A 26,147-nucleotide genomic window follows, 5' to 3' on the forward strand; every position below is an offset into this window, starting at 1 on the left:
TGTTGAATGAATAATAACTACTGATTACTAACAACAATCATACGCACGGCTTCAAACTTAAGTTGAGCTTTATCAATATAACTGCTTAATTCATCTTGCTGTATTTTGATAAAGTCTAACTCTTCTTGACGAACGCTTGGGTTAATTGCAGCTAATGCAGTTAAACGATCGTACTCTTCATCTAAAGTTGTGTGCATATTGGCAAGTGCTTTAGTTTGAATATCCGCAACTTGTTTGTCTGCATGTGTTTCTGCTTTCGCCACTAAAGCAGGTACTTGATTTTTTAGCGCTTTAACCAATTGCAAAGCCACTTGTTTTTTCACTGGTGTAAGTTGGCTATCGAGCACTTGTTCAGATACTTTATCGGCTAAATTTATCCCTGACTTATCCACTAATATTCTAACTGGTGTAGTGGGTAAGTAGCGCCCTAGTTGTAAATGGGCTGGCGCTGTTGCTTCTAAAGTAAATAAACACTCTAAGAAAAATGTCCCGACAGGCAAGGCAGGATTCTTTAAAATACCAATACTGGCATTACCAATGTCGTCACTGAGGAGTAAATCGATAACACCACGAACCATAGGGTGGTCCCAAGTAATTAACTGATAGTTTTCGTTTTGCAGCGCGGTTTCACGATCAAAGGTGATAGTTGTTCCGTCTTCTGGTAAACAAGGAAAATTCGAATTAAGCATGTGCTCAGTTTGATTAAGCGCTAAGGCATTATCGGCTTTGTCATCTTGTTGTACACCAAAGACATCGAATACTTGAAACATAAATTGTGGCAAGTCAAATTGACGATCAGAGCGGGCTATCTTTTCTACCAGCTCATGTGCTCTGCCTTGACCTGAAGAATTAAGCTCGAGTAATTTATCACGGCCCGACTCCAGCTCTGCTTTAATAGCAAGATGCTTAGCATGGCTATCTTCAATGAGTGTCGTTGCAGCTTCAGACTGCCATTGCGCTGTAAGCGCTAAATCGAAAATATTCTCACCAAAATTATCAAAGATTACGCGCCCTGTAATACAAGTATGCTCAAAAGCATTTAAACCTTGTTGGTACCAGTTAAATAATAACTCTTGTGCAGAGTCTTCAAAATAAGGGACATGTAGCTGTATCACTTCGGTTTGACCAATTCGATCTAGGCGACCAATACGCTGTTCAAGTAAGTCGGGATTGCTAGGTAAGTCAAACAACACTAAATGATGAGCAAATTGGAAGTTTCTGCCCTCACTGCCGATCTCAGAACATAATAATAATTGAGCACTGTCTTCATCTTGAGCAAAGTAAGCTGCGGCTTTATCGCGTTCAAATATTGATAAGCCTTCATGGAAAACAGCGGCACGTATGCCTTCTCGAACGCGCAGAGCGTTTTCTAAATCTATGGCAGTTTGTGCGTGAGCACAAATAACCAATACCTTTTCTCGATTGAGGTCGTTAAGTAAATTAATTAAGAAATCGACACGAGGATCAAAGTCTGTCCACAGTTGTTCTTGGTTATCTAAACCATAAAGCATTTCTGGGCAGAATATAAATTTACTTTGCCCCTGTGACTTGAGTTGCTCACTACTATCACTTAATAAGTACTCACTAACTTGTTCTTGGTATTGCTCAGGCATTACTAATGGTGTCGGTTTTAATTGACGCTCAGGGAAGCCTTTAATGGTGTTTCGACTATTTCTAAATAAAATACGACCGGTACCGTGGCGATCTAACAATTGTTTTAGTAATTGTTGGCGAGCATTGTTTTCAGTACTAGGGCATGAGTCAATACTATTAATTGCGGTTAATAAGTCACTAATGTCACTTTCTTTTAATAAGTTAGTGAGTGTAGCTATTTGCTCTTGGCTTAGCATATGCCCTTCAACTAAAGCATTAGCTGCATCGGCGACTTCGGTATAGTGTGCTTCTTCTTCAGTAAATTTTTGGTAATCAAAAAATCGATCCGGATCGAGTAAACGTAAACGTGCGAAGTGCGACTCGTGTCCTAATTGATCTGGTGTAGCTGTAAGTAACAATACACCTGGGATAGTTTGAGATAATTGCTCAATACACTGATATTCAACACTTGCATTGTCTTGTTGCCAATTTAAATGGTGCGCCTCATCGACAACCATTAAATCCCAATCTTCCTCAATAAGTGATTCATACCACGTTGGGTTTTGCGTAATAAAGTCTAAATTAACAAGCACCAATTGTTCAGAACTAAAAGGGTTAATGTTATCGCCATCATTGGCACTTTCTACACAACGATCTTCATCAAAAATACTAAATTTAAGGTTAAATCGACGCAACATTTCAACTAACCATTGGTGCATGAGTGACTCAGGCACAATAATTAATACACGCTTTGCACGGCCACTAACTAATTGCTGATGAATAATTAAGCCTGCTTCAATGGTTTTGCCTAAGCCGACTTCATCGGCCAATAATACGCGAGGAGCAAATCGACTGCCGACTTCATCAGCAATATAAAGCTGATGAGGAATTAAACTAACGCGTGCACCTAATAAGCCCATTAATTCAGATTGCTGTTGTTCAAACTGATGCTGCAAACAGTCTTTTCTTAAGCTGAACCAATCAAGACGATCGACTTGACCATTAAGTAGTCTGTCGTGTGGTTTATTGAATTTTATAAAGTGATCTATCATCACTTCTTTTAAACTAGCGGGTTCGTTAGTGTCTTTACGAATTCCGTGATAAGTGATGAGGTTGTTTATTTCTTCCATGGATTCAACAACAAGCTGCCAGCCTTCATGGCTTGGAATACTATCCCCTGTATTAAAAATGACACGCGTTAATGGCGCATCGGCAATAGCATATTGGCGAGCTTCTCCGGTAGCGGTATAAACAATAGTAACAAAGCGATGTTCGATAGCTGTTACTGTGCCTAAACCTTGATCAGATTCACTATCACTGATCCAACGTTGTCCCGGGTGAAATGGCATGAAAAAAGTCTCCAAAAAATAAATGAAAAAGCGTCAAGTCGCCCTCAAAAAAACGGCGGCTATCATATACCAAAAACGACGACTAAGCCATAGCAGATAAGTGTTACAAATTGGTTAATTCTTTTGCAGAATAAGAATTTCTTGCATGATTTAATCATAGGTGAGTTTTTGAAAAAATTCTTTTGATTTTCTTTTAAGATAGTGGCAATGTAGAGTTAACTTTACTCAAGGAGAATGCTAAATGTTTTGGGATAGCTCAATGTTTGGATGGTAAAGTTGCTAAAAACTTAAGAGCTTTATATCTAAGTGTTTTGCTAGCTAATTTTACTCTTGCTAGGAATGCCATATGACTGAAGATACAGCCTCAAATCAAAAAATTATCTATATCTTAGATACCAATATTCTATTGCACGAACCTTTCGCTTTTTTATCATTTCAAGAACATGATGTTGTGGTACCTATGACGGTACTCGAAGAACTCGATTCAATCAAAGACAGACGTAAAGATGTGAGTCGGGATGCACGGGTAGCCATTCGCGCATTAGAAGATACCCTCACAGATGCTCCACCAGAAAAAGTGTTAGCGGGTGTTAAATTACCTGAAACAGACGAGTTACATCCCAGTGGTTGTTTATCAATATTTAATGATTATTCGTTGGCTCAAACATCTGGTGTGCTGTCTTTTAATGAAAATGATAATCGTATTATTAATGCCGCTTTACATATCCAGAAAGTTAAAGCGCCGAGTAAAGTTGTTTTAGTGACTAAAGATATTAACATGCGATTAAAAGCCAAAGGTGCTGGCCTTGCTCATGTTGAAGATTATAGAACTGATCAGCTCATTGATGATATTCGTTTTTTAACCAAGGGGTACTACACATTCGAGGGAGATTTTTGGCAAAAAATTAAAGACTGTGAAAGCGAAACTCTTGGTAGAGAAACAACACATTTTATCGATAAAGAAGCACTACCATTAACCTACGTTAATGAGTATTTACTCGATGAAACAGAGCATTTTGCTGCTAAAGTTACTGGGTGGAATGATGAGAAAATATCCATTCAGGACTTAAGTCGAGAAAGGTTAATGTCTAAAAATGCTTGGGGTATACAACCTAAAAATATCTATCAAGGCATGGCCATGGATGCACTGCTTGACCCAACCATAGATTTGGTCATTCTAACAGGTCCTGCAGGGTGTGGTAAGACATTGTTAGCTCTTGCGGCCGCGTTAGAGCAAGTTGTTGAGCGTGGTTTGTATGAAAAGGTTATTGTAACGCGCAGCACGCCTGAAATAGCCGAGTCGATTGGTTTTCTCCCAGGTACGGAAGAAGAGAAAATGGCTCCTTGGCTTGCAGCTATCACCGACTCTTTGGAAGTGTTACACAAACAAGATGAAAGCATGTCGGGTAGTTTAGATTACATAATGGAAAAGGCAAACATTCAATTTAAGTCGGTAAACTTCATGCGAGGTCGGAGTATTCAAAATGCCATAGTATTACTCGATGAATGCCAAAACTTAACTGCTGCCCAATTAAAAACAATTATCACTCGATGTGGTGAAGGTACAAAGTTGGTGTGCTCTGGTAATTTGGCACAAATTGACAGTAATTATTTAACACCAGTTACTTCAGGGTTAACCTATATTGTTGAGCGGTTTAAAAACTTTGAGGGGAGCGCGACCATTAATTTAAATGGTGTGGTTCGAAGTCGTTTGGCATCGTTTGCAGAAGAAAACTTGTAATATATGTTTGTTAAACACCACAATTAAATGGAATAAATCGGCGACTAAAGGTGGTTGCCGCTTTTCTTTAAAACTATCAGAAAATAAGTCTATTCTATCGTTAGTTAAAATTTTATTAGAAATCAAGATAACTCCACTTGTAACCTGACCTTTAGTGATTTAATTTAAAGTCTTCAAATTTTCTCATTCGTATTAAGGGTAACTGTGCCATATTTAGGGCTGAAAAATAAAGTCTTTAACCGTTATAACTCTGCTGTAGTATTGGTATTTATTGGCATTGTGTTATCTGCTGTTGTTTTTGGTGTTATCCGTTATCAAAGCGAGTTAAATGTTTATACAAAAGAATCACTGCACGACTTAACTGTACAAGGCCGTAATTTAAATACGATTTTAGAACATAGTGTGCAATCGATTAAAGGTATGCAAGAGTTTGCTAATCACTCTTTAGCTTATCCGCAAGAGTTATCAGCTAAAACCCCGGCATTAAAACAAGATGGCGCTTTATTTTACCTAGATATTCCTAAGCATCAAAATACTACTCCCCTCGAAAAAAAATTGCGCGGTAATATAACCGGCAAAGGCGATATTGAATTGTTTGATCAAAAAATGAATGACGAAATCGCCATGGCAAATGCACTAACGCCTGCATTTATTACAGCCAATATGACCATTCCAGAAGCTACTTGGTTTTATTATTTGTCTTTTAATAAATTCGTTAGTATTTACCCATGGATTGATCGTAAAAATTGGCATTATAGCGATAAAATGCTTGATAACCCTTACGCCAAAAATATTATTCAATTAACGGATAAAGCAGAAGAGTATTTTTGGTCGCCTCCTTATATAGATGCAGCAGGTTCAGGGTTAAATACCTCGCTTAGTTTAGGTGTGGTTCGCGATAATGAAGTTGTTGGCGCAGTTGTTATAGATATTAATTTAGCCAGTTTGCAAAAAAACTTACCAGACTTTACCTCAATGCAACATGGTATTGTGCTATTAAATAAAGAAAACCGAGTGTTAGTTTACAAGCACCATGACAAGTCGACATTATCTCCAGAAACTTCTTGGCAAGAGGTTTTACCTGAACAATTAAGTCAAAAAGATATCAATAAATTATTAGCGTCATCCGATTCGCAAGAAATTGATGGTTGGTTATTGCAGAAATACCAATTAACGATTAATGATTGGACATTAATAAAGTATCAGCCTTATGAGGATTTTACCGCCCCTGTATTTAATCGTTTTATGCAGATATTTTTCTTGTTTTTCTCAGGACTTGTCGCTTTTTTAACCTTAGTGTATTTGTTAACTCGTAGTACGTTTATTAAACCTGCTACAGATTTTATGAGTCATATTGAATATTGCGCACAAGGCGATCCAGGTAAGATAAAACCAACAGCTGACTGGCTACATTGGTTTAATATTGTCGAAAAAATATTTGGTCAAAATAGGAGTTTATTACAACAATTAAAAGATAAGAATAAAGAGCTCGATTTACGTGTAATAGAAAAAACCCAAGCGTTAATGAAAAGCTCGCAGCATCATCAGCGCGACAGTGCTTTACTCCGCTCTGTAATGAATGCGATGCCAGAGCTTATTATTTTTAACGATAATCAAAACCAACTTATCGGTTGTAATAAAGCATTTGAAGATTCTGTTAATAAAGAGGAATCTGCTATGCTGGGGAGTCAGGTCAGTGAATTCATGCCAAGCTCACTAGCAAAGGCATTGATTGAACTTTCAACACAATCCCTGCAGCCATTGAAGTGTGAATATGAAAAAAAGGGTGATGCCACATTAACTTCCAGTCAAGAGTTAGACTCTGCTGTTAAAGATAGTTTAAATACAGAGTATCATAGCCCTTCTTTTCAACGTGTGGTTGAAACCAAAAGCCATACTTATGAAATTGTTAGTCGACAGTTTTTTAATGATACTGGCATCTCGTTAGGTACCATTAATATTTTTCGAGATGTTACAGAACAATATGAAGTGCAATCGGCATTAAAAGCAGCTAAAGATCAAGCAGAATACGCTAATCAGGCTAAGAATCAATTTTTAGCGAACATGAGTCATGAAATTCGCACTCCCATTAACGCGATGCAAGGCATGATGACACTGCTTACCAAAACACGACTTAATGCGCATCAACTACATTATTTAGCCAACGCACAAGATGCCTCAGTTTCATTGCTACACCTTATTGATGAGTTGCTGGATTTGTCAAAAATTGAAGCAGGTAAAATGTTTATTACCAAGCATGAAGCTAACTTAGATTTAATCGTCAACCAAGCATTAAAACTTAATTTGGCGATGATTAACAATAATGCACTAACTTTAACTGTAGATATTGCACCCGATGTTCCTCAATTTGTTATGACTGACGAAATGAGATTAGTTCAAGTGTTAACCAACCTGTTAAATAATTCGGTCAAATTTACTCCGCAAGGAGAAATTATGTTGAGTGTTGAACTTATTGCAAACAGCGAAAAGAACAAGCTGGTACGTTTTTCGGTTAGTGATAATGGAATTGGTATCGCCAAAGATCAGCAAGTGCACTTGTTTGATGCCTTTAGCCAAGCCGATCAAACCATGACCAGAGAATATGGTGGATCTGGGTTAGGTTTATCCATTTGCCAGCAAATAGTGTGTTTGCTAGGTGGGGAAATCTCAATCAAAAGTGAGTTGGGCAAAGGCAGTGAGTTTAGTTTTGTATTGCCTTTTGTATTGCCATCGAAAGAGCAAGAGTTAGACAGTGCTTTGGTCGATAAAAATGTGCTGTTGTGCGGTGTTAATTGCTCGTTCTCCTCCAGCTTGGTGTCAGTAATTAATGCCAACGAATGGGATTATGCCTTGGTAGATTCTCTTTCTGAAATAAACACATTAACAACCTCAAAATCGCTTATTGTGTTACTTGACGCTGATGAATTAACTGAAGAGATAATTAACCCGTTAGAGCTAATAATTAGCCAGCCTAATCATAATATTAAGCTTATTGCTTTTTGCCAAGAAGCGATGAATTCGATCTCATCCATAATTAGTGATCGTTTACATCTGTTATCTGTGCCGTATATTTTATTAGATAAACCCCTGTATCGATTTTCTATTAATGAAATAAGTAACGCTTTGTCTGCCGAGTGTAAAAGTAAACAGCAGTTAAGTCATTCGTTAAAGCAAAATAACCAACAGTTAACTCAATCACAAGCGCTAACTCAACAATGTGAAGAACCAAGTACTCAAATAAATGAAGGGAAAAATTTATCGGGAATTACCGTGCTGCTTGTTGAAGATAACTTAGTAAATCAGCTGGTTGCTAAAGAGTTACTGGTCAGTATGCAGGCTAAGGTGATTATTGCTGACAATGGTCAACATGCACTTAACATATTAACTGAGCATCAAATTGAGGGAAATGAAGATAAGTGGATCGATATTGTGCTAATGGATATTCAAATGCCAATAATGGATGGCTTAACAGCGACTCGCCTCATTAGGCAGCAACCTTTATTAATGACTTTACCAATTGTAGCTATGACCGCACATGCTAGAGCAGAAGATAAAGAAAATAGTTATGACGCAGGCATGAATTTACATATCGCAAAACCGATTAATTCAGAAATACTACTGACAAGTATTCTTAAGGTTTTATCAGAAAAGTAGCAAGGGCTAATGAAAAGTTTCAGTAATGTAATGACCATTATAAATGGCCTGTTCAGAGCTTGGTGCTAGCTGGCCTAAACGTAATAAAGCAGGCCCTGTGGGTTCGGCTAACACATAGTTAATACCATTAACGTCAATACTAATATCGTCTCCTACTGACGGAATGCTAATACCAATAAAAGCATGTTGGTCAATAAACACTAATACCATAGCAATTCTAGGCATTAAAGCGCGCAACATAGTCGCTGTTAATGTCACTTTTGAGTCGCAATCGCCTTGGTTCTCCCACAATAACTTTGACGGTGGATTAAAACCTGCACCTGAAGAGTTTATTCTAGACTCTAAGGGGGAATATGGAATGCTTTGTACAAAGGAAAGCACAAAATCAGTTACTTGTCGGATATTTTGTATTGATACTTTTTCTAAAATAAGCGGTTTCATTAATGAGAAATCATCTACCGAATTATTCGCTATTTTTACGTGGTTAGGTTTTATACCGATAATTTGATCAGGAGTCGTAAAAGCGTGATAAAAATTGTCATCTAAGTAAGCAGTTGTACAAGCTTGTTTGATATCACTCAGCTTTTGATATGCCAGTTGGACCTTTGCTTGATCTTTACCATTAATTTCAATACTGCTATAGGCAGCTGATGTTGGGAAATTGACTTGAACACCAGTGATAGGTGAATTAAGCCACTGTTGCCTCGTTGCTTGAAAAATAGCTCGCTCCGCGAACTCTGACTTATAGGCTCTAAAACCTCTAAAACGGTTAAAAATCGCTTCTTTAGTTAATAAAAACTGCATAGCTTGTTCATCACCACGATGATCAAGCCATTGGTAAGTAAACTGGTAGCTATCCGCAACTTTTTTCTTTGAGAAATGTAACTGCTGAGTTAAAGCACTACAGGAAAAGGTAGTGAGTAAACAGCTTAAAAAAAGACGGAATAAAAAGGTTTGTCTCATAGGTTTGATATAATTACTTAATCGATTAATCACATTTCATTATTAACACTAGCGTAATTTTAATAACAAGGACAAGTTGTTTACCTTAAATAACTTTACTTTTTCGAGAAAACAGCTATATTCAAACAATTGTTTTAATTGTTTGTTTGACTTTGTTGAGCAACCCCATTGGAGAATGAAAGTGGCTGAGTATCAAGTTCCCTTAAAAGACATGAGTTTTTTGCTATACGACGTTTTTAAAAATGACGAGCTTTGGCAAAACCTTCCTAAATTAGCAGATCATGTTGATCGTGAAACTGTCGATGCAATCTTACAAGAGTGCTCGAAAATTGCTGAACAGCAAATTGCTCCTCTTTCACGCGAAGGTGACGAAGTCGGTGTAAGTTTTGATCAAGGTAAAGTTACCACCGCTCCAGGTTATAAAGCCGCATTTAATACTTACGCTGAAGGTGGGTGGAGTGCATTGGGTGGAGATCTTGAATATGGCGGTATGGGAATGCCGAAAGTAGTCACCGCATTCCATGAAGAGATGTTGTGTTCAGCTGATATTTCATTTTCTTTGTACACAGGTTTAACTGCAGGTGCTGGGCTATCTCTAGCAAAACATGGTAGTGAAGAACTTAAGCAGCGATATTTAACACGTATGTACACCGGCGAATGGGCGGCATCTATGTGTTTAACAGAAGCACATGCAGGAACCGATTTAGGAATGATCCGCACTAAAGCTATCCCTCAAGCAGATGGTAGTTATAAAGTGACAGGTAGTAAAATATTTATTACCGCAGGTGAACACGATTTAACCGACAATATTGTTCATTTAGTTTTAGCTAAATTACCCGATGCACCAGCAGGGCCTCGTGGTATTTCATTATTTTTAGTGCCTAAAATTTCTGTAAACGACGATGAAACTTTAGGTGAAAGCAACCATGTAACTTGTGGATCAATTGAACATAAAATGGGTATCCATGCATCGGCTACCTGTGTGATGAATTTTGATGAATCTCAAGGCTTTTTAATTGGTGAACTTAATAAAGGCTTAGCTTGTATGTTCACTATGATGAATTTTGAACGCATAGGTGTTGGGATTCAAGGAATTGGCTCTGCGGTTAAGTCATATCAAAATGCACTCGAATATGCCAAAGATAGATTACAAGGTAGAGCAGCAACAGGCGCTAAGAACCCTGATAAAGCTGCTGACTCTATTATGGTCCATGGTGATGTTCGCCGAATGTTATTGAACATGAAGTCTATGAATGAAGGTTCACGTGCTTTATCTACTTATATTGCTATGCAACTAGATTTAGCTACTTACGGCGAAGGTGAAGCTCAGCAAAAAGGAGAAATGCTAGCAGCATTAATGACACCGTTAGCTAAAGCATTTTTTACTGATGTTGGTTTTGAAAGTACTGTAGCTGGACAGCAAGTATTTGGCGGACATGGTTTTATTCGTGAATGGGGCCAAGAGCAATTGGTGCGTGATACACGAATTTCTCAAATTTATGAAGGCACTAATGGCGTACAAGCTATGGATTTATTAGCGCGTAAAGTTGCTGGGAGTAAAGGTGCAATGATGCAGGTGTTCATCGATGAGGTGAATACTTATATCGATGCCACTACAGATGCCAACATGCAAGAATTTATTAAACCATTACAACAGTCGATTAATGAGTTAGCAACATTAACTCAAGATGTGTTAACTGCAGCTCAAAATGATCCAAACGAGTTAGGCACTGCGGCAAATGACTATTTACATGTATTTGGTTACACAGCAATGGCGTACATTTGGTCTCGAATGGCAGAAGTTGCTATGAAAAACGCGTCATCAGACGATAGCTTTTATGCCAGTAAAATACATACAGCACGTTATTACTTTGCGAGAATGCTTCCTAGAACACAGTCTTTAATCGTGGCAATTAAAGCGGGAAGTAATACCTTGTACGATATTGAAGACGAACTGTTTTAACCATTTGAAAACTTGTGTGAAAAATAAAAAAGATCCAAGGAAGGATCTTTTTTGCTGTTTATAATAGTGTAAAACCGAGCTAGCTCTCAATCTCCAACCACTCCTTTGCGTACAATTCCTCCTGTTAAAATAACAATTGATAACAGTTACAAAACTGTTACAGCCTCATAATGATATCAACAAGGGTAGTTACAGTTCCCCTGATAAAACGATAATAGAGGTGTTAATTATGAATAACTTAATGACTAATGAACAATTACCTATTAGCGCTAGAACAGTGCTGATTATCGAAGGTGAGAATTTACACTTTTCTTCGAAAAAAAGTTTTCTACAAGATAGTGGTTATAAAGTTTTGCAGGCATTTGACGAAACCAGTGCTCTGCTAATCATTCAGGAAGAGAAACCAGATATCTTATTGGTTGATGTTACCTTGCCTGAAAAGAGTGTGATTAATTTATATCAAACATTACGAGCCGAATATAAAGGCCCTATATTGGTATTAACTAACGACCCAATAGAAAAGTTGCAAGTTGAGGCCTTAGATGTTGGTATAGATGATTATTTAATAAAACCAGTGTCTTCAGCAATTTTAAGAGCAAGATTCGAAGCTTTACTTAGGCGCGTTAAAGAGCCTTTTTATCAAGGTGTACCGAACAAAGTACAAGTTGGTGGTATTACTTTATTTCCCCTTGCACAAAAGTGTGAAGTCAATAATCAAGGGGTTCATTTAAGTACCTTTGAGTTTCGTTTATTAGGCTTGTTGTTGGCAAATGTAGGCCAAATAATGAGTCGAGATTCGATATACAGAACGCTTTTAGGACGAGAATACAATGGTGAAGAACGTACCGTTGATGTAAGAGTCTCAAAATTGCGTGACAAACTCGCAGGAGTTGGCCTAGCACACGCAAAAATAGAAACTGTTTGGGGTAAAGGTTATATTTTAAATGAAATAGCAGCCTAACTAAGAAACACCTGCTAGCTAGTGCATTGTAGTTTTGCAGTTAAAAAGAATAAGTAGTGCCAATTATTGCAACATTGTCACTACTTTTTTTATACACGCCATGTTGTTTAAAGGCTCTGTTTAAATCGCTCGAAATCATAGTACCAGTAAGAGCCCAAGTATCACTGAAGGTATAACTTCCTGTAACTGATAAAGATTTTTTAACCCTTGTTCCTTCTTGCGAATCCCACAAGTTATTCATTAAGCCATGATCTGCTGACATGTAATTCTGTGTTTCAATACGGCCATTTAAGGTCAAATTAAAATTCTCCATGGTCCAAATAGTTAATGAGCCTTCAATAAATATTTTTTCTTGTGGGGCCTGTAAAGAGTCGTTATTTAATAAACCTAAACTAAGAACCATATTATGATCGTGATAGCTGGCGCTTACTCCGTTTATTTCATTTAAATTGCTTTGAGTAAACTCATTTAAATTAACCGGGATCCAATTCATTTTAGTAATAGTTATTTCATTTAAGCTAATTTTTTTATCATTAGAGTGCCAAAACTGTGGACTAACATGTTGATATGCCATTGTGCCTGTATCATTGAATACAGCTAAAGTTTGTGTAGTTGCTAAATTAGGTGACGAGGGTTTTTGCTCATTCAAAGGCGTTGAAGTTAAAGGAAGTGATAACGTAGAAGTTGCCAAAGCATACGAGCTAACAATAAGTAGAAATAGAGTCAGTAAAAGCTTCATGTCTAGTCATCCAGTGATATTAAAGAGTGTTTTATTTCAAGCTATGTTGACGTTTTTCTCAGCTAGCTTTTACCCACTTATCGCCGTTTATTTTTAAACAAGCAGGCAGTGTTAACTATAGCTAACTAATTTAAACTTGCTCAGAGAAAGGGGAAATAGTTAACTACTCTTCTTTTCTAATATGAATAATTTAGTTGAGGTATATTGTTTATGCTTATAAAAAATATAGCTTTTATTTGATTTTTCGGAAGTTAAATTATTGTAAAAAAATTTAACTTAATTGCTAAGCTAAGCTTTTTTGCTCTTCGCAGCTAACTAAGGGAATGCTTTTAAAATAACGAAAAATATAATTTTCTGTTTGATTGTTATGTGCTGCTCTAATAGATACCGCGACTCTGTGTTGAGCGTTGGGATAAAATAGCCAGCTACGCCATATCATAGGGTTATCGTTTCTATGGTGAGCGAAAGACAAAGTAATATTAGCATTTTTATTATCAGTTGAATCACTTGGTGAAATAGTAAAACTAAAGTCTTTAAGTGGAATAGATAACCCTAGACCCCATGCCTTAATATAAGATTCTTTAAGCGTCCAATAATCAAAAAACCTGTCACGCTGTTGCGCTTTGGGCAGAGAAAATAATGCTTGAGTTTCATAAGCTGAAAAGTAGCGATCGGCGATCGAGAGAACATCGTTAGTACGTGAGGTGTTTTCTACATCACAACCAATATCCTCCGCTAATGTTACTGCACAAATAATTAGGTTTTGAGTGTGGCTAATATTAAATCGTAATGGTAGCACTGGATTAGCAATCTCTGGCTTGTCTTTTTCCCCTTTTTCAAAGCGCCAATCACTTGGTTGTACATCCGCATAATATGAGAGTAAGTCTCGAATAAAGGCGCGTGTAATTAAAGCATCGTGACGGTCTTTAGCAAATTTGTACCGTTGTTGCTTTATAGATTCGTCAGGCGTTAATAACCCTTGGTACTGTTTTAATAGCGCACAATGACTCACTTCACCATCTATAATTTCAGTTGAGCCATCAATAATGCTTTGAGGTTCAGTTGTCCAAAGGTGAATTTCTTTTTTAGATAACGACAACTTAGTTGTTATCATTTTATTTGAGTCAATCATCTGTCATTTTAGTGGTTAAGTATCACAAGGTTGTGCGTAATTTTTTACCCGAGGTATAAAAACTGATTTTATCACAGATAATTTTGATAACGTTAAATTTTTATATGCGATAAAAAGAAAAAATATAAATTAAATAAGTGATTAGTTGTAGCTAGCTACCATGGTTGTAGTTTAGCTCAACTGGTCGCCCAGATTTTGCTCGTAATAATTATATTTTTCACTAAAGCGAGTATCGGGTGATTGTGTTGGGTGTGAAACCTGTGTATATTAGCCAACCGTTTTAGATGATTCATCGTGACTGTTTATGACAAAACAACATGCAAATGCAACAACTACACCTGAAATGCGTGCATTTATTCATGAGTCAGATCTTCCTACAGCAGTATTAGCGCGTCTCTTAAAAATATCCGAATCGACTGTACGTAAATGGCGTAATCGTGACACGCTAACCGATGGTTCTCATGTCCCTAAACAGTTAAATACCACATTAAGCGAAGCCCAAGAGTATGTCGTAGTGGAATTACGAACACGTTTATTATTGTCGCTAGATGAGTTACTAGCAGTATGTAAACAGTTTATTAATGCCAACGTTTCTCGTGCTGGCTTACAGCGTTGTTTAAAGCGTCACGGAGTATCACGTTTAGCGGATATGGAAGACAGCGGTGAGGTGTCTGATGCCGACAGACCTGTTGATTCTACCGTTCAAGTTACCCTGGAAGATACTCAAGATCACCAAGTACTTCTCTCTGACATTTCACCCAAAGCTATGCGTGAAGTATTGAATCGCACTAACAACTTATCTGAAGATGAAGTCGTACAGGTTAAAGTTACGCAACTGCCAGACTTTACGAGTAATGAACCTAATACAAATGAGAACAACAACGAACAATTAAATAAACGACGTTTATTAGTGGCCAACGATCCCGCCTCAGGTTGGGTATATGTTGATATTTATGATGGTAATGAAGCCGATGCTGCTAGTCGTTACATGAGCTATGTGCTCACGAAAGCCCCATTTCATATTCGTCGAATTTTGGCGGGTAATTACACAGAATTTTTAAGTCGTTTTCGTTTGCTAAACGATAACGCTACAGACTCAAACGTTGATGATAATCAGCCTGTGAGCCATAGCGAAATTAATAGCGATACAGATAACGAAAATGCAACCAAATCCTAATCTGGAGAATACTTTAATGGTTAACAAAACTATGACTAAAAAGCAAAAACCAATCAACAAAAATAGTGCCAATCAGCAAGATGAGATAACAGCTAACGATGAACATGAGCTTAACTCACGATTACAAGAATGCCCGATTGCTATTGTTGGTATGGCTTCAATTTTTGCTGATGCCAAAAATTTAGAAGACTATTGGGATAATATTTTCGAGTCGGTTGATGCCATTAAAGAAGTTCCGAGTGATCGCTGGGCGGTAGATGATTACTACAACAGTGACCCTAAAGTTGCTGATAAAACCTACTGTAAACGCGGTGGCTTCTTACCAGAAATAGATTTTGATCCAATGGAATTTGGCCTACCACCTAATATTTTAGAATTAACCGATATTGCTCAGTTGTTATCGTTAGTGGTAGCTAGAGAAGTCCTCAACGATGCGGGTATTGGAGACGAGTCAAGCTATGATCGCGATAAAGTCGGTATAACCTTAGGTGTTGGCGGTGGCCAAAAGCAAATTTCGCCACTAACTTCCCGCTTGCAAGGTCCTGTGCTTGAAAAAGTATTAAAAGCTTCAGGTGTAGAAGCTGAAGATCGGGCTATGATTATTGAAAAGTTTCAAAAAGCCTACATAGGTTGGGAAGAAAATTCTTTTCCAGGCATGTTAGGTAATGTTATTGCTGGACGAATTGCTAATCGCTTTGATTTTGGCGGTACAAACTGTGTAGTTGATGCAGCATGTGCTGGTTCATTGGCTGCAATAAAATTGGCGATTTCAGACTTGTTAGAGTATCGCTCAGAGGTGATGATTTCTGGTGGGGTGTGTTGTGATAATTCCCCGTTTATGTACATGTCATTTTCAAAAACACCAGCTTTTACCACCAATGAAGATATTCGTCCTTTTGATAACGATTCAAAAGGCATGATGATAGGTGAAGGTATCGGCATGATGGCCTTTAAACGCCTTGAAGATGCAGAGCGTGATGGCGATAAAGTGTATGCGGTACTTAAAGGCATTGGTACTTCTTCCGATGGTCGCTTTAAATCAATTTACGCACCTCGTCCAGACGGACAAGCCAAAGCGTTAAAGCGTGCCTACGATGATGCAGGCTTTGAACCAAAAAGCTGTGGTTTAATTGAAGCACATGGTACTGGTACAAAAGCAGGCGATGCGGCAGAGTTTAGTGGTTTGATGAAGCATTTCTCAAACGATAACGATCAAAAACAGCATATTGCTTTAGGCTCGGTAAAGTCTCAAATAGGACACACAAAAGCTGCAGCAGGCGCTGCAGGTATGATCAAAGCAGTTTTAGCCCTTCATCATAAGGTTTTACCGGCAACATTACATATTGATCAACCCAACGCTGCGCTAGATATAGAAAACAGCCCACTTTATTTAAACAACGAAACGCGTCCTTGGATGGCGCGCGAAGATGGATTACCTCGCCGTGCAGGTATTAGCTCATTTGGTTTTGGTGGCACAAACTACCACATGGTACTTGAAGAATATCGTCCAACGGCAACAGGGCAGTATCGATTAAATGCCGTGCCACAAACTGTGTTAATTACCGCGGAAAATGAACAACGCTTAGTTAATACATTAACAGAGTGGAAAACTAAATTAAGTGTTAATAGTGATAATCAAGCATTTGTTTTTAATGCATTAGTAACATCTCATACGCTACAAACACCCCCAAGCAATTTAGCGCGCTGTGGTTTTGTTGCTAAAAATGCTGATGAAGCAATTAAAATGATTGAATCGGCCCTTAATCAATTTTCAAACAAAGTTGGTAGTGAAGAATGGTCTATTCCAACAGGAGTTTATTACCGCAAAAGTGGTTTGGCTGCTAAAGGTAAAGTTGTTGCTTTATTTTCGGGGCAAGGCTCACAGTATGTCAATATGGGGCGCGAACTAGCGTGTAATTTCCCAAGCGTAATGCATGCTGCACAAGCCATGGATTCAGAGTTTTCAGCTGCAGGTTTAGGGCAATTAACGCCTACAACTTACCCCATTCCCGTTTTTAATGATGATGCCCGTAAAGCACAAGAAGAAGCGTTGCGATTAACCCAGCACGCGCAACCCGCTATTGGTACTTTAAGTGTTGGTTTATATAACACCTTTACCAATGCCGGTTTTAAAGCTGACTTTACTGCCGGACACAGCTTTGGTGAGTTAACAGCGCTTTGGGCGGCTGGGGTATTAAACGATGATGATTACATGATGTTAGCTCGTAGTCGCGGGCAAGCAATGGCTGCACCTGATAATCAAGAAAGCGATTTTGATGCCGGCACTATGATTGCTGTTGTCGGTGAACCGAAAAAAGTGGCTGAAGATATTAACCACATTAAAGATATTTCAATCGCTAATTATAATTCAAATAATCAAGTAGTTGTTGCAGGTGTTACTAACCAAATTACTATTGCTATTGAGCATTTAAAGGCCAAAGGTTATAAGGTTGTTCCGTTACCTGTTTCAGCAGCTTTTCACACACCATTAGTAGGGCATGCTCAAAAACCTTTTGCTGCAGCTATAGATAACGCTAAGTTTAATAAGCCTGCTATTCCGGTTTACTCTAATGGCACGGCAAAAGCCCATTCAAATAAAGCGGCGGATATCAAAAAACGCCTGAAAAATCATATTTTAGAGTCAGTTCATTTTAATGAAGAAATTGACAATATTTATGCTGATGGCGGTCGCATTTTTGTTGAATTTGGTCCCAAAAATGTGCTTACCAAGCTTGTTGAAAACATTTTAAAAGATAAAGATGATGTTCAAGCTATTGCTGTAAATGCTAATCCGAAAAAATCAGCCGATATACAAATGCGTCAAGCCGCTGTACAAATGGCGGTTTTAGGATTGGAATTAGATAATATTGATCCCTATTCAGCGGTAAAACGTCCTTTAGTTGCACCGAAAATGTCACCGTTAGCAATGAAATTAACAGGGGCATCTTATGTGAGTCCTAAAACTAAAAAAGCATTTGCTGATGCACTAACCGACGGTAGAACAATCAAACAAGCACATAGCGCACCGATTGCTGTACCTGAGCCACAAGTTAAAGTGGTAGAGAAAATCGTTGAAGTAGAGCGAATTGTTGAAGTAGAAAAACTAGTATATGTTAATGCTGATGGAAGTTTGGCTGAAAATGGTACTCATGCTAAATCTAGTGAACACTCAAATAATGACTTAGTTTCAAGCATTGAGCGTAGCGTTAGCCAATTTGTTGAACATCAACAACAGCTGCTTAATGTACACGAACAATATATGCAAGGTCCTAAAGATTACGCATCTACATTTGATAAAGTATTAACAACGCAAGAGGCCGGCGAGCTACCAGAAAGTGTTGATCGTACGTTAGGTATGTATCATGATTTTCAATCAGAAACCCTGCGTGTTCATGAGCAATACCTAAATAACCAAACAGAAAATATGGCTGCGATGCTTCAAGGTGGCAAAGTTGATGATGTAGTGAGCCAGCAACAAAAGGTTTCGACACCAGTTACGCCTAACTCAGTTACTGCTAAACCTGTAACACCAGCACCGATAAGTTCGCCTGTTGCAGCACCCAAAACAGCTCCTCAAGCAGTGCCTGTCAGTCAAGCGCCCACTCAAACCATCGCGACTGCCGCGGCAATCGCACCTGTAGCTGAAACAGTTGTTGCAGTTTCAGCGCCTGAACCTTCGACGAATTTAGATAAAATTCAAACGGTAATGATGGACGTTGTAGCAGAAAAAACGGGTTACCCCACCGAAATGTTAGCTCTGGATATGGATATGGAAGCAGACTTAGGGATTGACTCGATTAAGCGTGTTGAAATCTTGGGGTCGGTGCAGGAGCTAATAAGTGATTTACCAGAGCTTAACCCTGAAGATTTAGCAGAGCTTCGAACATTGGGCGAAATCGTTGATTACATGCAATCTAAAGCTGGTGCAAGCTTACCAGTGGGTGAAAGCTCACCTTCACTGCATTTAGTTGAAAACACCGTGTTAGAAAATGCAGCCGTTGATCTTAGTCATATTCAATCGGTGATGATGAGCGTGGTTGCCGATAAAACGGGCTACCCAACCGAAATGCTAGAGCTTGAAATGGACATGGAAGCTGATTTAGGTATCGACTCCATTAAACGTGTTGAAATTCTAGGTTCAGTACAAGAAACCATTCCAGATTTACCTGATTTAAACCCTGAAGACTTAGCTGAGCTACGCACTTTGGGCGAAATTGTTGCTTACATGCAAAGCAAAGTACAACCAGCAGCTTCAAACGCAGCAGTTGCTAATACATCAGTCGCTAATGCAACAGTTACTGAGGCCGCTGTAGCAATTACTGCTGAATCAGCAGCCGCAGCAAGTGTGGTAATCGACTTAGATCATATTCAATCGGTGATGATGAACGTGGTTGCCGATAAAACGGGCTACCCAACAGAAATGCTAGAGCTTGAAATGGACATGGAAGCTGATTTAGGTATCGACTCCATTAAACGTGTCGAAATTCTAGGTTCAGTACAAGAAACCATTCCAGATTTACCTGATTTAAACCCTGAAGACTTAGCTGAGCTGCGCACTTTGGGCGAAATTGTTGCTTACATGCAAAGCAAAGTACAACCAGCAACTTCAAACGCAGCAGTTACTAATGCAACAGTTACTAATGCAACAGTTACTAATGCAACAGTTACTAATGCAACAGTTACTGAGGCCGCGGTAGCAATAACTGCTGAATCAGCAGCCACAGCAAGTGTGTCAATCGACTTAGATCATATTCAATCGGTGATGATGAGCGTGGTTGCCGATAAAACGGGCTACCCAACCGAAATGCTAGAGCTTGAAATGGACATGGAAGCAGATTTAGGCATCGACTCCATTAAACGTGTTGAAATTCTAGGGGCAGTACAAGAAACCATTCCAGATTTACCTGATTTAAATCCTGAAGATTTAGCTGAGCTGCGCACTTTGGGCGAAATTGTTGCTTACATGCAAAGCAAAGTACAACCAGCAACTTCAAACGCAGCAGTTGCTAATACAACAGTTACAGAGGCCGCGGTTGCAATAACTGCTGAATCCGCAGCCGCAGCAAGTGTGGTAATCGACTTAGATCATATTCAATCGGTGATGATGAGCGTGGTTGCCGATAAAACGGGCTACCCAACCGAAATGCTAGAGCTTGAAATGGACATGGAAGCAGATTTAGGCATTGACTCTATTAAACGTGTTGAAATTCTAGGGGCAGTACAAGAAACCATTCCAGATTTACCTGACTTAAATCCTGAAGATTTAGCTGAGCTACGCACTTTGGGCGAAATTGTTGCTCACATGCAAAGCAAAGTTTCAGTATCGCCATTAGCTGTTGTTGAAAGTACCTCAGCCATCGACCTAGACTATATTCAATCGGTGATGATGAGCGTAGTTGCTGAAAAAACTGGCTATCCAAGTGAGATGTTAGAACTTGCTATGGATATGGAAGCAGACTTAGGCATTGACTCAATTAAACGTGTTGAAATTCTTGGAGCAGTGCAAGAAACTATTCCTGACTTACCCGACCTAAATCCAGAAGATTTAGCCGAGTTACGTACGTTAGGTGAAATTGTAAGTTACATGCAAAGCCAAGTGTCGCCCACCGATCCCAATCCACCAGGTGCAAAGTCAGTGACTCCTGTGATAGAAAAAGAGCATCAAGCGACTATCTTTCAAGGCGCGCCAAGTGCAACCGTTGAATTAACAGCGTTATCATCGGTTAATAAAGTAAGTGCAGAGGTTAACGCTGCTAATGCGTTAATTGTTGATGACGGCAGTGGGGCTGCAGTGGCGCTAAGTACCAAGCTGCTTAAAGCTGGTTGGAATGTCACCGCGTTAAAGCCTAACTGGGTTGTTGCCAGTTCGAAGAAAGCCTTTACTAAAGCGGTAAAAGTGATTGAAATTGGTAGCAATGATAAAACACTTGATGAAGCGCACATTAAGCAAATTATCGACACGAACGACCAGCTTGATAGTGTTATCTATCTACATGCAAAGCAAACTGTTAATGCTATTGAGTACCCAGAAGTGTCAAAACAAGGGTTAATGTTAGCCTTTGTTTTAGCCAAATTTTGTAACGTTAAAGCGAACGATATCGCAAAAACTAAGGCGCGTTCTGCGTTTATGGTGGTTACTCGTCAAGGTGGCGCTTTAGGTTTCGCGGCAAATGAAGGCTCGCAACTGGTTAAAGCTGATAGCAAAGCCGATTTAGTACAAGCAGGGTTAGCAGGTTTAGTTAAAACCATTGCTCACGAGTGGAATGCTGGCAGTAGCAACGTTTTCTGTCGCGTTGTAGATTTATCTGCAAAACTAGCCGCAGATAAAGCAGCAACGATTATTAACGATGAACTACTTGATATTGACACTACAACAGTCGAAGTTGCTCACGATACCGATAACTTAAGTCATGATATTGGCACACGCTTAACCCTAACAGGTATTGCCACCGACAGTTATTCGCTTAATGCAGGCAATACTATTGATAACCAATCGGTATTTTTAGTCAGTGGTGGCGCGAAAGGCGTAACAGCACATTGTGTGATTGAAATAGCCAAACAATATCAAGCGAAATTTATTCTTCTTGGCCGTTCTTCATTTGATGCCAACGAGCCAACTTGGGCACATGGGATTAGTGATGAAGGGGCTTTGAAAAAAGCCGCCATGCAAGCACTTATCGCTTCAGGCGAAAAACCAACACCAGTGAAAGTAACTCAGTTTGTTCGTCCTGTTTTAGCAAATCGAGAAATTGCACAAACAATAAATGCTATTAAAGTGGCTGGTGGTGAAGCTCATTACGCTGCGGCGGATGTAACGAACAGCGAAAGTGTTAGCGCAGTAGTAACACCATTAACAAAAACGCTTGGTCAAATAACCGGTGTTATTCATGGTGCAGGTGTACTGGCTGATAAATTTATTGAGCAAAAAACTTTAGCGGAGTTTGATGCGGTTTATCGGACAAAAATTGATGGCTTAGTGTCGTTGTTAGCGGCAACAAAACATGAAAACCTTAAACACTTAGTTTTATTCTCTTCTGCTGCGGGCTTTTACGGTAATCCTGGTCAGTCTGATTATTCCATTGCTAACGACATTTTAAATAAAAGCGCTTATCGCTTTAAAGCGTTAAACCCAAATACCCAAGTATTGAGTTTTAATTGGGGTCCTTGGGATGGCGGTATGGTAACGCCTGAGCTTAAACGCATGTTTAATGATCGCGGGGTTTACATTATTCCTCTCGATGCTGGCGCCAAATTACTAGTGAGCGAACTTGCTGCGGATAATAACCGTTGTGCTCAAATTCTTGTTGGTAATGACTTGTCTAAAGATCAGAGCAATGACCAGAACAAAGATCAGTCAGGAGCAAACTCGGTAAAAAAGCCACAAGTTAGTCGCTTAAAGGTTAGTGTGACAAAAGCACTACAAGCGGCTAACAATGCATTTTTAACAGATCACACGATTGGCGAAGACCAAGTATTCCCGACGGTGTGCGCGATTGCATGGATGAAAGATGCGGCACAATCCGCTTTTGAAGGATTTACCTATCAGTCTCTTACTGATTACAAATTATTTAAAGGTATCATCTTTGATGGCGATGAAGCTGCTGAATATCACATTGATATGGCGGCAACTGACATGGGTGATTATTTAGTTGTCGATACAAAAATCTCAAGCACAAATGCTGCAGGCAAACCGGTATTTCATTACGGCGCTCAACTAACTTTAGTGGGTAAAGCTAGTGCTATACCAATAGCTAATGTTGAGTTTAATTCAACTCATACAAGTGCTCAAACAGATAACCAAATAACTGAAGACGCTAAACAGCTATATACCAACGGAACGCTATTTCATGGGCCAAGTTTGCAAGGCATCACCGACGTTATCGAATGTAACGAACAAGGGCTTTTATTAGCTTGCCAAGTGCCAGAAACGGCGAGTGCAAAGCAAGGTGAATTCCCTTTAAATACCAGTAACATTTTTGCCAATGATCTTGCTTATCAAGCCATGCTCGTTTGGGTGAAAAAGCAATTAGGCTTAGGCAGTTTACCGTCTAGCACAGCAAGTTGGACGGTGTACCGAGAAGTTGCTGTCGGCGAGCGTTTTTATCTACAACTTAACGTAGTTAAAAGTGCAGGCAAAGGTAAACAGCGTGGCTCGTTAACGGCTGATATTCAATTTATTAGCGAAACCCATCAATTATTAAGTGAGTTAACTTCGGCCAAAGTTACTGCCAGTGCCAATCTTAACGATATGTTTTTACCTAAAAAAGTAAAAGCCAATAAAGAAACCGATAAAAATGGAGCGATTGCTTAATGCCTAACGGACATTATCATAGTGCTATTATTGGTTTAGATGCTCATTTTATCAATCAAAATGGGGCGCAAACGACTATTGATCGCGTTGAACGTGCTCTTTATTTAGGGGCTGAGCCAAAAGCAACATCCATTGAGCAGGATGACGATGTTTGTACTGTTACACTTTGCCAGCAGGCAGTTGATCGTATGGCGAAAGCGAATAAAATAGCTCTTGGTGATATTAGCACTATTATTGTTTTGCCGGAACACAGCGAAAACTATTCAGAGGTTGAGCATTCAATACAGGTTAACTCTGTTGCAGAGGCGCTCTCGCAACTTGATGAAATATTGAATAATAACGGCATTGTGGCCTTAGTTGGCGCTAACTTACCTCTTGTTGAACTTGTACAAGATAATGATTTAGCAATTAATAACACTATAAGCTTTGATCATAGCTTTAATGGTTATCAACATTGTAGTGGCGTAGCGGCGTTGTTATTTGCCAATGCTGAGGTTGCTTCTAACAGCAACTGCTATGTTTACGCTTGGTTAAAAGGTTATGGTCTAGGTAGTGGCAGTTTTGATAGCCGCACTATAGAGCATGCAACAAGTACTGCTTTTGACTGCGCTAAGGTAAATGGCAGTGATATTGAGCTGTTAGAAGTATCATCATTGGCCTGCAATGAAAGTGCTATTTTAGAATCGTCGAGTTTGATCAAAAGCTATAATTTCTCTGCTGATGCAAATGCTAATAACAGTAAAAATTGCCCCGAATTATTAAATACGGCAATAAGCTGTGCTCGCAGCGTAACAGGCGAAGGTGAAGGTTTTTCTCAAGTATTAGGATTACTACGCACTATTATTGCTTTGCAACAACGTTATATTCCTGCGATAAGTAGTTGGCAGCAACCAAGTGAAAATAGGCTTTCAGATTGGCAAAATTCTAGTTTCTATTTCCCGACAGAGTCTCGCCCTTGGTATCCTAATCCTAGCGGAAAGGCACATTTAGCTGCGTATAGTTGTTTGGCGGCGAACAATGATTATTGCCACCTTATTCTTGAAGAACATAGCGAGAAAGATAACCAAGCTCATAATGCTATTCGCCGTAATGGTTTTATTGCCTGTAGCGATCTCACCATGATTTTAGTCACTGGCGATTCTTGCAAAAGTTTACTATTAAAACTCGACTCGCTTGAGCAAAACAATCAATCGATAAAAGACATCGGGTTAACTTGCTATAACGATTTTAACGTAAATAAAAGTGCGTACACGGTCACATTGTTATGCGAGTCCAAAGATGAATTGTTAAAAGAAATTCAATTAGCGAAACAAGGTGTTGAAACCGCTTTTGAAAGTCAAACAGAATGGCGTACACCTAAAGGTAGTTACTTTACGCCTGTGCCAGTGAATGATCTTTCTTGTAATGATGTGCAGAGTACTAAAGTGATTAATGATCAAAATGTCTCTTTTTTATATCCGGGCATTGGTGCAACTTATGTTGGTTTGGGCCGTGATTTATTTCATTTATTTCCCGAGATTTATCACGATGTCGCCGATCTTGCCGATGATATTGGCGCCAGTTTAAAAGACAGGTTACTTAATCCGCGTACCATTATTCGACCTGATTTTAAAACTTTAAAACAGCTCGATTTAAACTTGCGTGGCAGTTTGGCCGATATTGCAGAGGCAGGCGTTGGTTTTGCCTGTGTATTTACAAAAGTATTTGAAAATGTATTTAAAGTAAAAGCTGATTTCGCCACAGGTTATAGCATGGGTGAAGTAAGTATGTATGCAGCACTTGGTGCATGGCAAGAACCGGGTTTAATGAGTGCACGACTCGCGAATTCAGACACCTTTAATCATCGCTTATGTGGTGAGTTAGCCACTTTGCGCGAACATTGGGGACTAGATGAAACAGATCAAAATAATCCAGATGAATTGATTTGGGAAACTTACACGATTAAAGCTACGCTTGATGAAGTGTTAACAGCTACTGAAGGGGAAACACGCGTTTATTGCACCATTATTAATACTCCTGACAGTTTATTATTAGCTGGTTATCCAGAAGATTGTTTACGCGTGATTAAAAAACTGGGTGTGCGCGCCATGCCGTTGAATATGGCAAATGCCATTCATAGCGCACCTGCAAAAATAGAATACGACAACATGGTTGAACTTTACACTATGGACGTTACTGCGCGCTTAGCAACAAAAATGTACTCAAGCTCTTGTTACTTACCGATACCACAATTAAGTAAAGCCATTGCCCACAGCGTGGCCAAATGTTTATGTGAACGCGTGGATTTTCCTCGGTTAGTTAACACAATGCATGATAAAGGTGCACGTGTATTTATTGAAATGGGGCCAGGGCGCTCATTATGCAGTTGGGTTGATAAAATATTATCGTTTAATCCAGAGACAAACATAACGTCTAACATTGCTGTCCCTGTTAATGCAAAAGGCACTAGTGACGAATTAACTTATTTAAGAGCTCTGGCAAAATTAATTAGCCATGGCGTGAAACTCGACATAGATACGCTATTTAATGGCTCTATTGTTGTCAGTAAAAATTAAAAGAACAGA

The 26,147-nt window shown here is 39.0% G+C and carries 11 protein-coding genes; 7 read left to right on the plus strand and 4 right to left on the minus strand.

Annotated features, from left to right (window positions below; all coding sequences use genetic code 11):
• Positions 1-17 precede the first annotated feature (17 nt).
• Positions 18-2,942 carry an RNA polymerase-associated protein RapA gene (rapA, locus tag AC27G3_RS12895; protein WP_487122155.1) on the minus strand — a complete coding sequence of 975 codons (2,925 nt, stop codon included), beginning with the start codon at positions 2,940-2,942 and terminating at the stop codon, positions 18-20.
• A gap of 346 nt (positions 2,943-3,288) precedes the next feature.
• Here rapA and AC27G3_RS12900 point away from each other — a divergent pair, with 346 nt between their 5' ends.
• Both AC27G3_RS12900 and AC27G3_RS12905 read left to right on the plus strand, forming a co-directional pair.
• Complete coding sequence (locus tag AC27G3_RS12900; protein WP_487122157.1) at positions 3,289-4,683, plus strand: PhoH family protein; 1,395 nt, start codon at positions 3,289-3,291, stop codon at positions 4,681-4,683.
• Positions 4,684-4,887: 204 nt separating this feature from the next.
• Positions 4,888-8,337, plus strand: coding sequence for an ATP-binding protein (locus tag AC27G3_RS12905; protein WP_487122159.1), 3,450 nt, complete (start codon positions 4,888-4,890; stop codon positions 8,335-8,337).
• Positions 8,338-8,343: 6 nt separating this feature from the next.
• On the opposite strand, the gene AC27G3_RS12910 is transcribed toward AC27G3_RS12905, so the two are convergent.
• Positions 8,344-9,300, minus strand: coding sequence for a hypothetical protein (locus AC27G3_RS12910; RefSeq protein ID WP_487122161.1), 957 nt, complete (start codon positions 9,298-9,300; stop codon positions 8,344-8,346).
• Positions 9,301-9,481: 181 nt separating this feature from the next.
• Between AC27G3_RS12910 and AC27G3_RS12915 the strand changes: the two genes are divergently transcribed.
• Together AC27G3_RS12915 and AC27G3_RS12920 are read left to right on the plus strand one after the other, a co-directional pair.
• Entirely contained in the window at positions 9,482-11,263 is a 1,782-nt protein-coding gene (locus AC27G3_RS12915) for an acyl-CoA dehydrogenase C-terminal domain-containing protein (protein WP_487122163.1), read from the plus strand.
• A gap of 229 nt (positions 11,264-11,492) precedes the next feature.
• Positions 11,493-12,224, plus strand: a complete 732-nt coding sequence (locus AC27G3_RS12920) for a response regulator transcription factor (RefSeq protein ID WP_487122165.1) — start codon at positions 11,493-11,495, stop codon at positions 12,222-12,224.
• A 40-nt stretch (positions 12,225-12,264) separates the two neighbouring features.
• Here AC27G3_RS12920 and AC27G3_RS12925 read toward each other — a convergent pair whose 3' ends face one another.
• Positions 12,265-12,963, minus strand: a complete 699-nt coding sequence (locus AC27G3_RS12925; protein WP_487122166.1) for a hypothetical protein — start codon at positions 12,961-12,963, stop codon at positions 12,265-12,267.
• 283 nt (positions 12,964-13,246) lie between these two features.
• A complete protein-coding gene (locus tag AC27G3_RS12930; protein ID WP_487122167.1) occupies positions 13,247-14,077 on the minus strand; it encodes a 4'-phosphopantetheinyl transferase family protein in 831 nt (276 codons plus the stop codon).
• A gap of 322 nt (positions 14,078-14,399) precedes the next feature.
• Between AC27G3_RS12930 and AC27G3_RS12935 the strand changes: the two genes are divergently transcribed.
• Genes AC27G3_RS12935 through AC27G3_RS12945 form a run of 3 tightly spaced genes read left to right on the plus strand, consistent with a single transcriptional unit; the run spans position 14,400 to position 26,138 of the window.
• Positions 14,400-15,272: a transposase family protein gene (locus AC27G3_RS12935; RefSeq protein ID WP_487122168.1), complete on the plus strand. Its 873-nt coding sequence runs from the start codon at positions 14,400-14,402 to the stop codon at positions 15,270-15,272.
• 31 nt (positions 15,273-15,303) lie between these two features.
• Positions 15,304-23,583, plus strand: a complete 8,280-nt coding sequence (locus AC27G3_RS12940; RefSeq protein ID WP_487122221.1) for an SDR family NAD(P)-dependent oxidoreductase — start codon at positions 15,304-15,306, stop codon at positions 23,581-23,583.
• Positions 23,583-26,138, plus strand: coding sequence for a PfaB family protein (locus AC27G3_RS12945; protein ID WP_487122169.1), 2,556 nt, complete (start codon positions 23,583-23,585; stop codon positions 26,136-26,138). Before AC27G3_RS12940 ends, AC27G3_RS12945 begins: the two co-directional genes overlap by 1 nt.
• Positions 26,139-26,147 lie beyond the last annotated feature (9 nt).

It is taken from the genome of Colwellia sp. SU-HH01217, from assembly GCF_057543495.1.

What these genes read in the sequence shown, in the direction of transcription:
- AC27G3_RS12945 (WP_487122169.1), top strand. Translation starts at nt 23,583, where the DNA reads ATGCCTAACGGACATTATCATAGTGCTATTATTGGTTTAGATGCTCAT.
- AC27G3_RS12920 (WP_487122165.1), top strand. Translation starts at nt 11,493, where the DNA reads ATGAATAACTTAATGACTAATGAACAATTACCTATTAGCGCTAGAACA.
- AC27G3_RS12940 (WP_487122221.1), top strand. Translation starts at nt 15,304, where the DNA reads ATGACTAAAAAGCAAAAACCAATCAACAAAAATAGTGCCAATCAGCAA.
- AC27G3_RS12900 (WP_487122157.1), top strand. Translation starts at nt 3,289, where the DNA reads ATGACTGAAGATACAGCCTCAAATCAAAAAATTATCTATATCTTAGAT.
- AC27G3_RS12910 (WP_487122161.1), bottom strand. Translation starts at nt 9,300, where the DNA reads ATGAGACAAACCTTTTTATTCCGTCTTTTTTTAAGCTGTTTACTCACT.
- rapA (WP_487122155.1), bottom strand. Translation starts at nt 2,942, where the DNA reads ATGCCATTTCACCCGGGACAACGTTGGATCAGTGATAGTGAATCTGAT.
- AC27G3_RS12935 (WP_487122168.1), top strand. Translation starts at nt 14,400, where the DNA reads ATGACAAAACAACATGCAAATGCAACAACTACACCTGAAATGCGTGCA.
- AC27G3_RS12930 (WP_487122167.1), bottom strand. Translation starts at nt 14,077, where the DNA reads ATGATAACAACTAAGTTGTCGTTATCTAAAAAAGAAATTCACCTTTGG.
- AC27G3_RS12925 (WP_487122166.1), bottom strand. Translation starts at nt 12,963, where the DNA reads ATGAAGCTTTTACTGACTCTATTTCTACTTATTGTTAGCTCGTATGCT.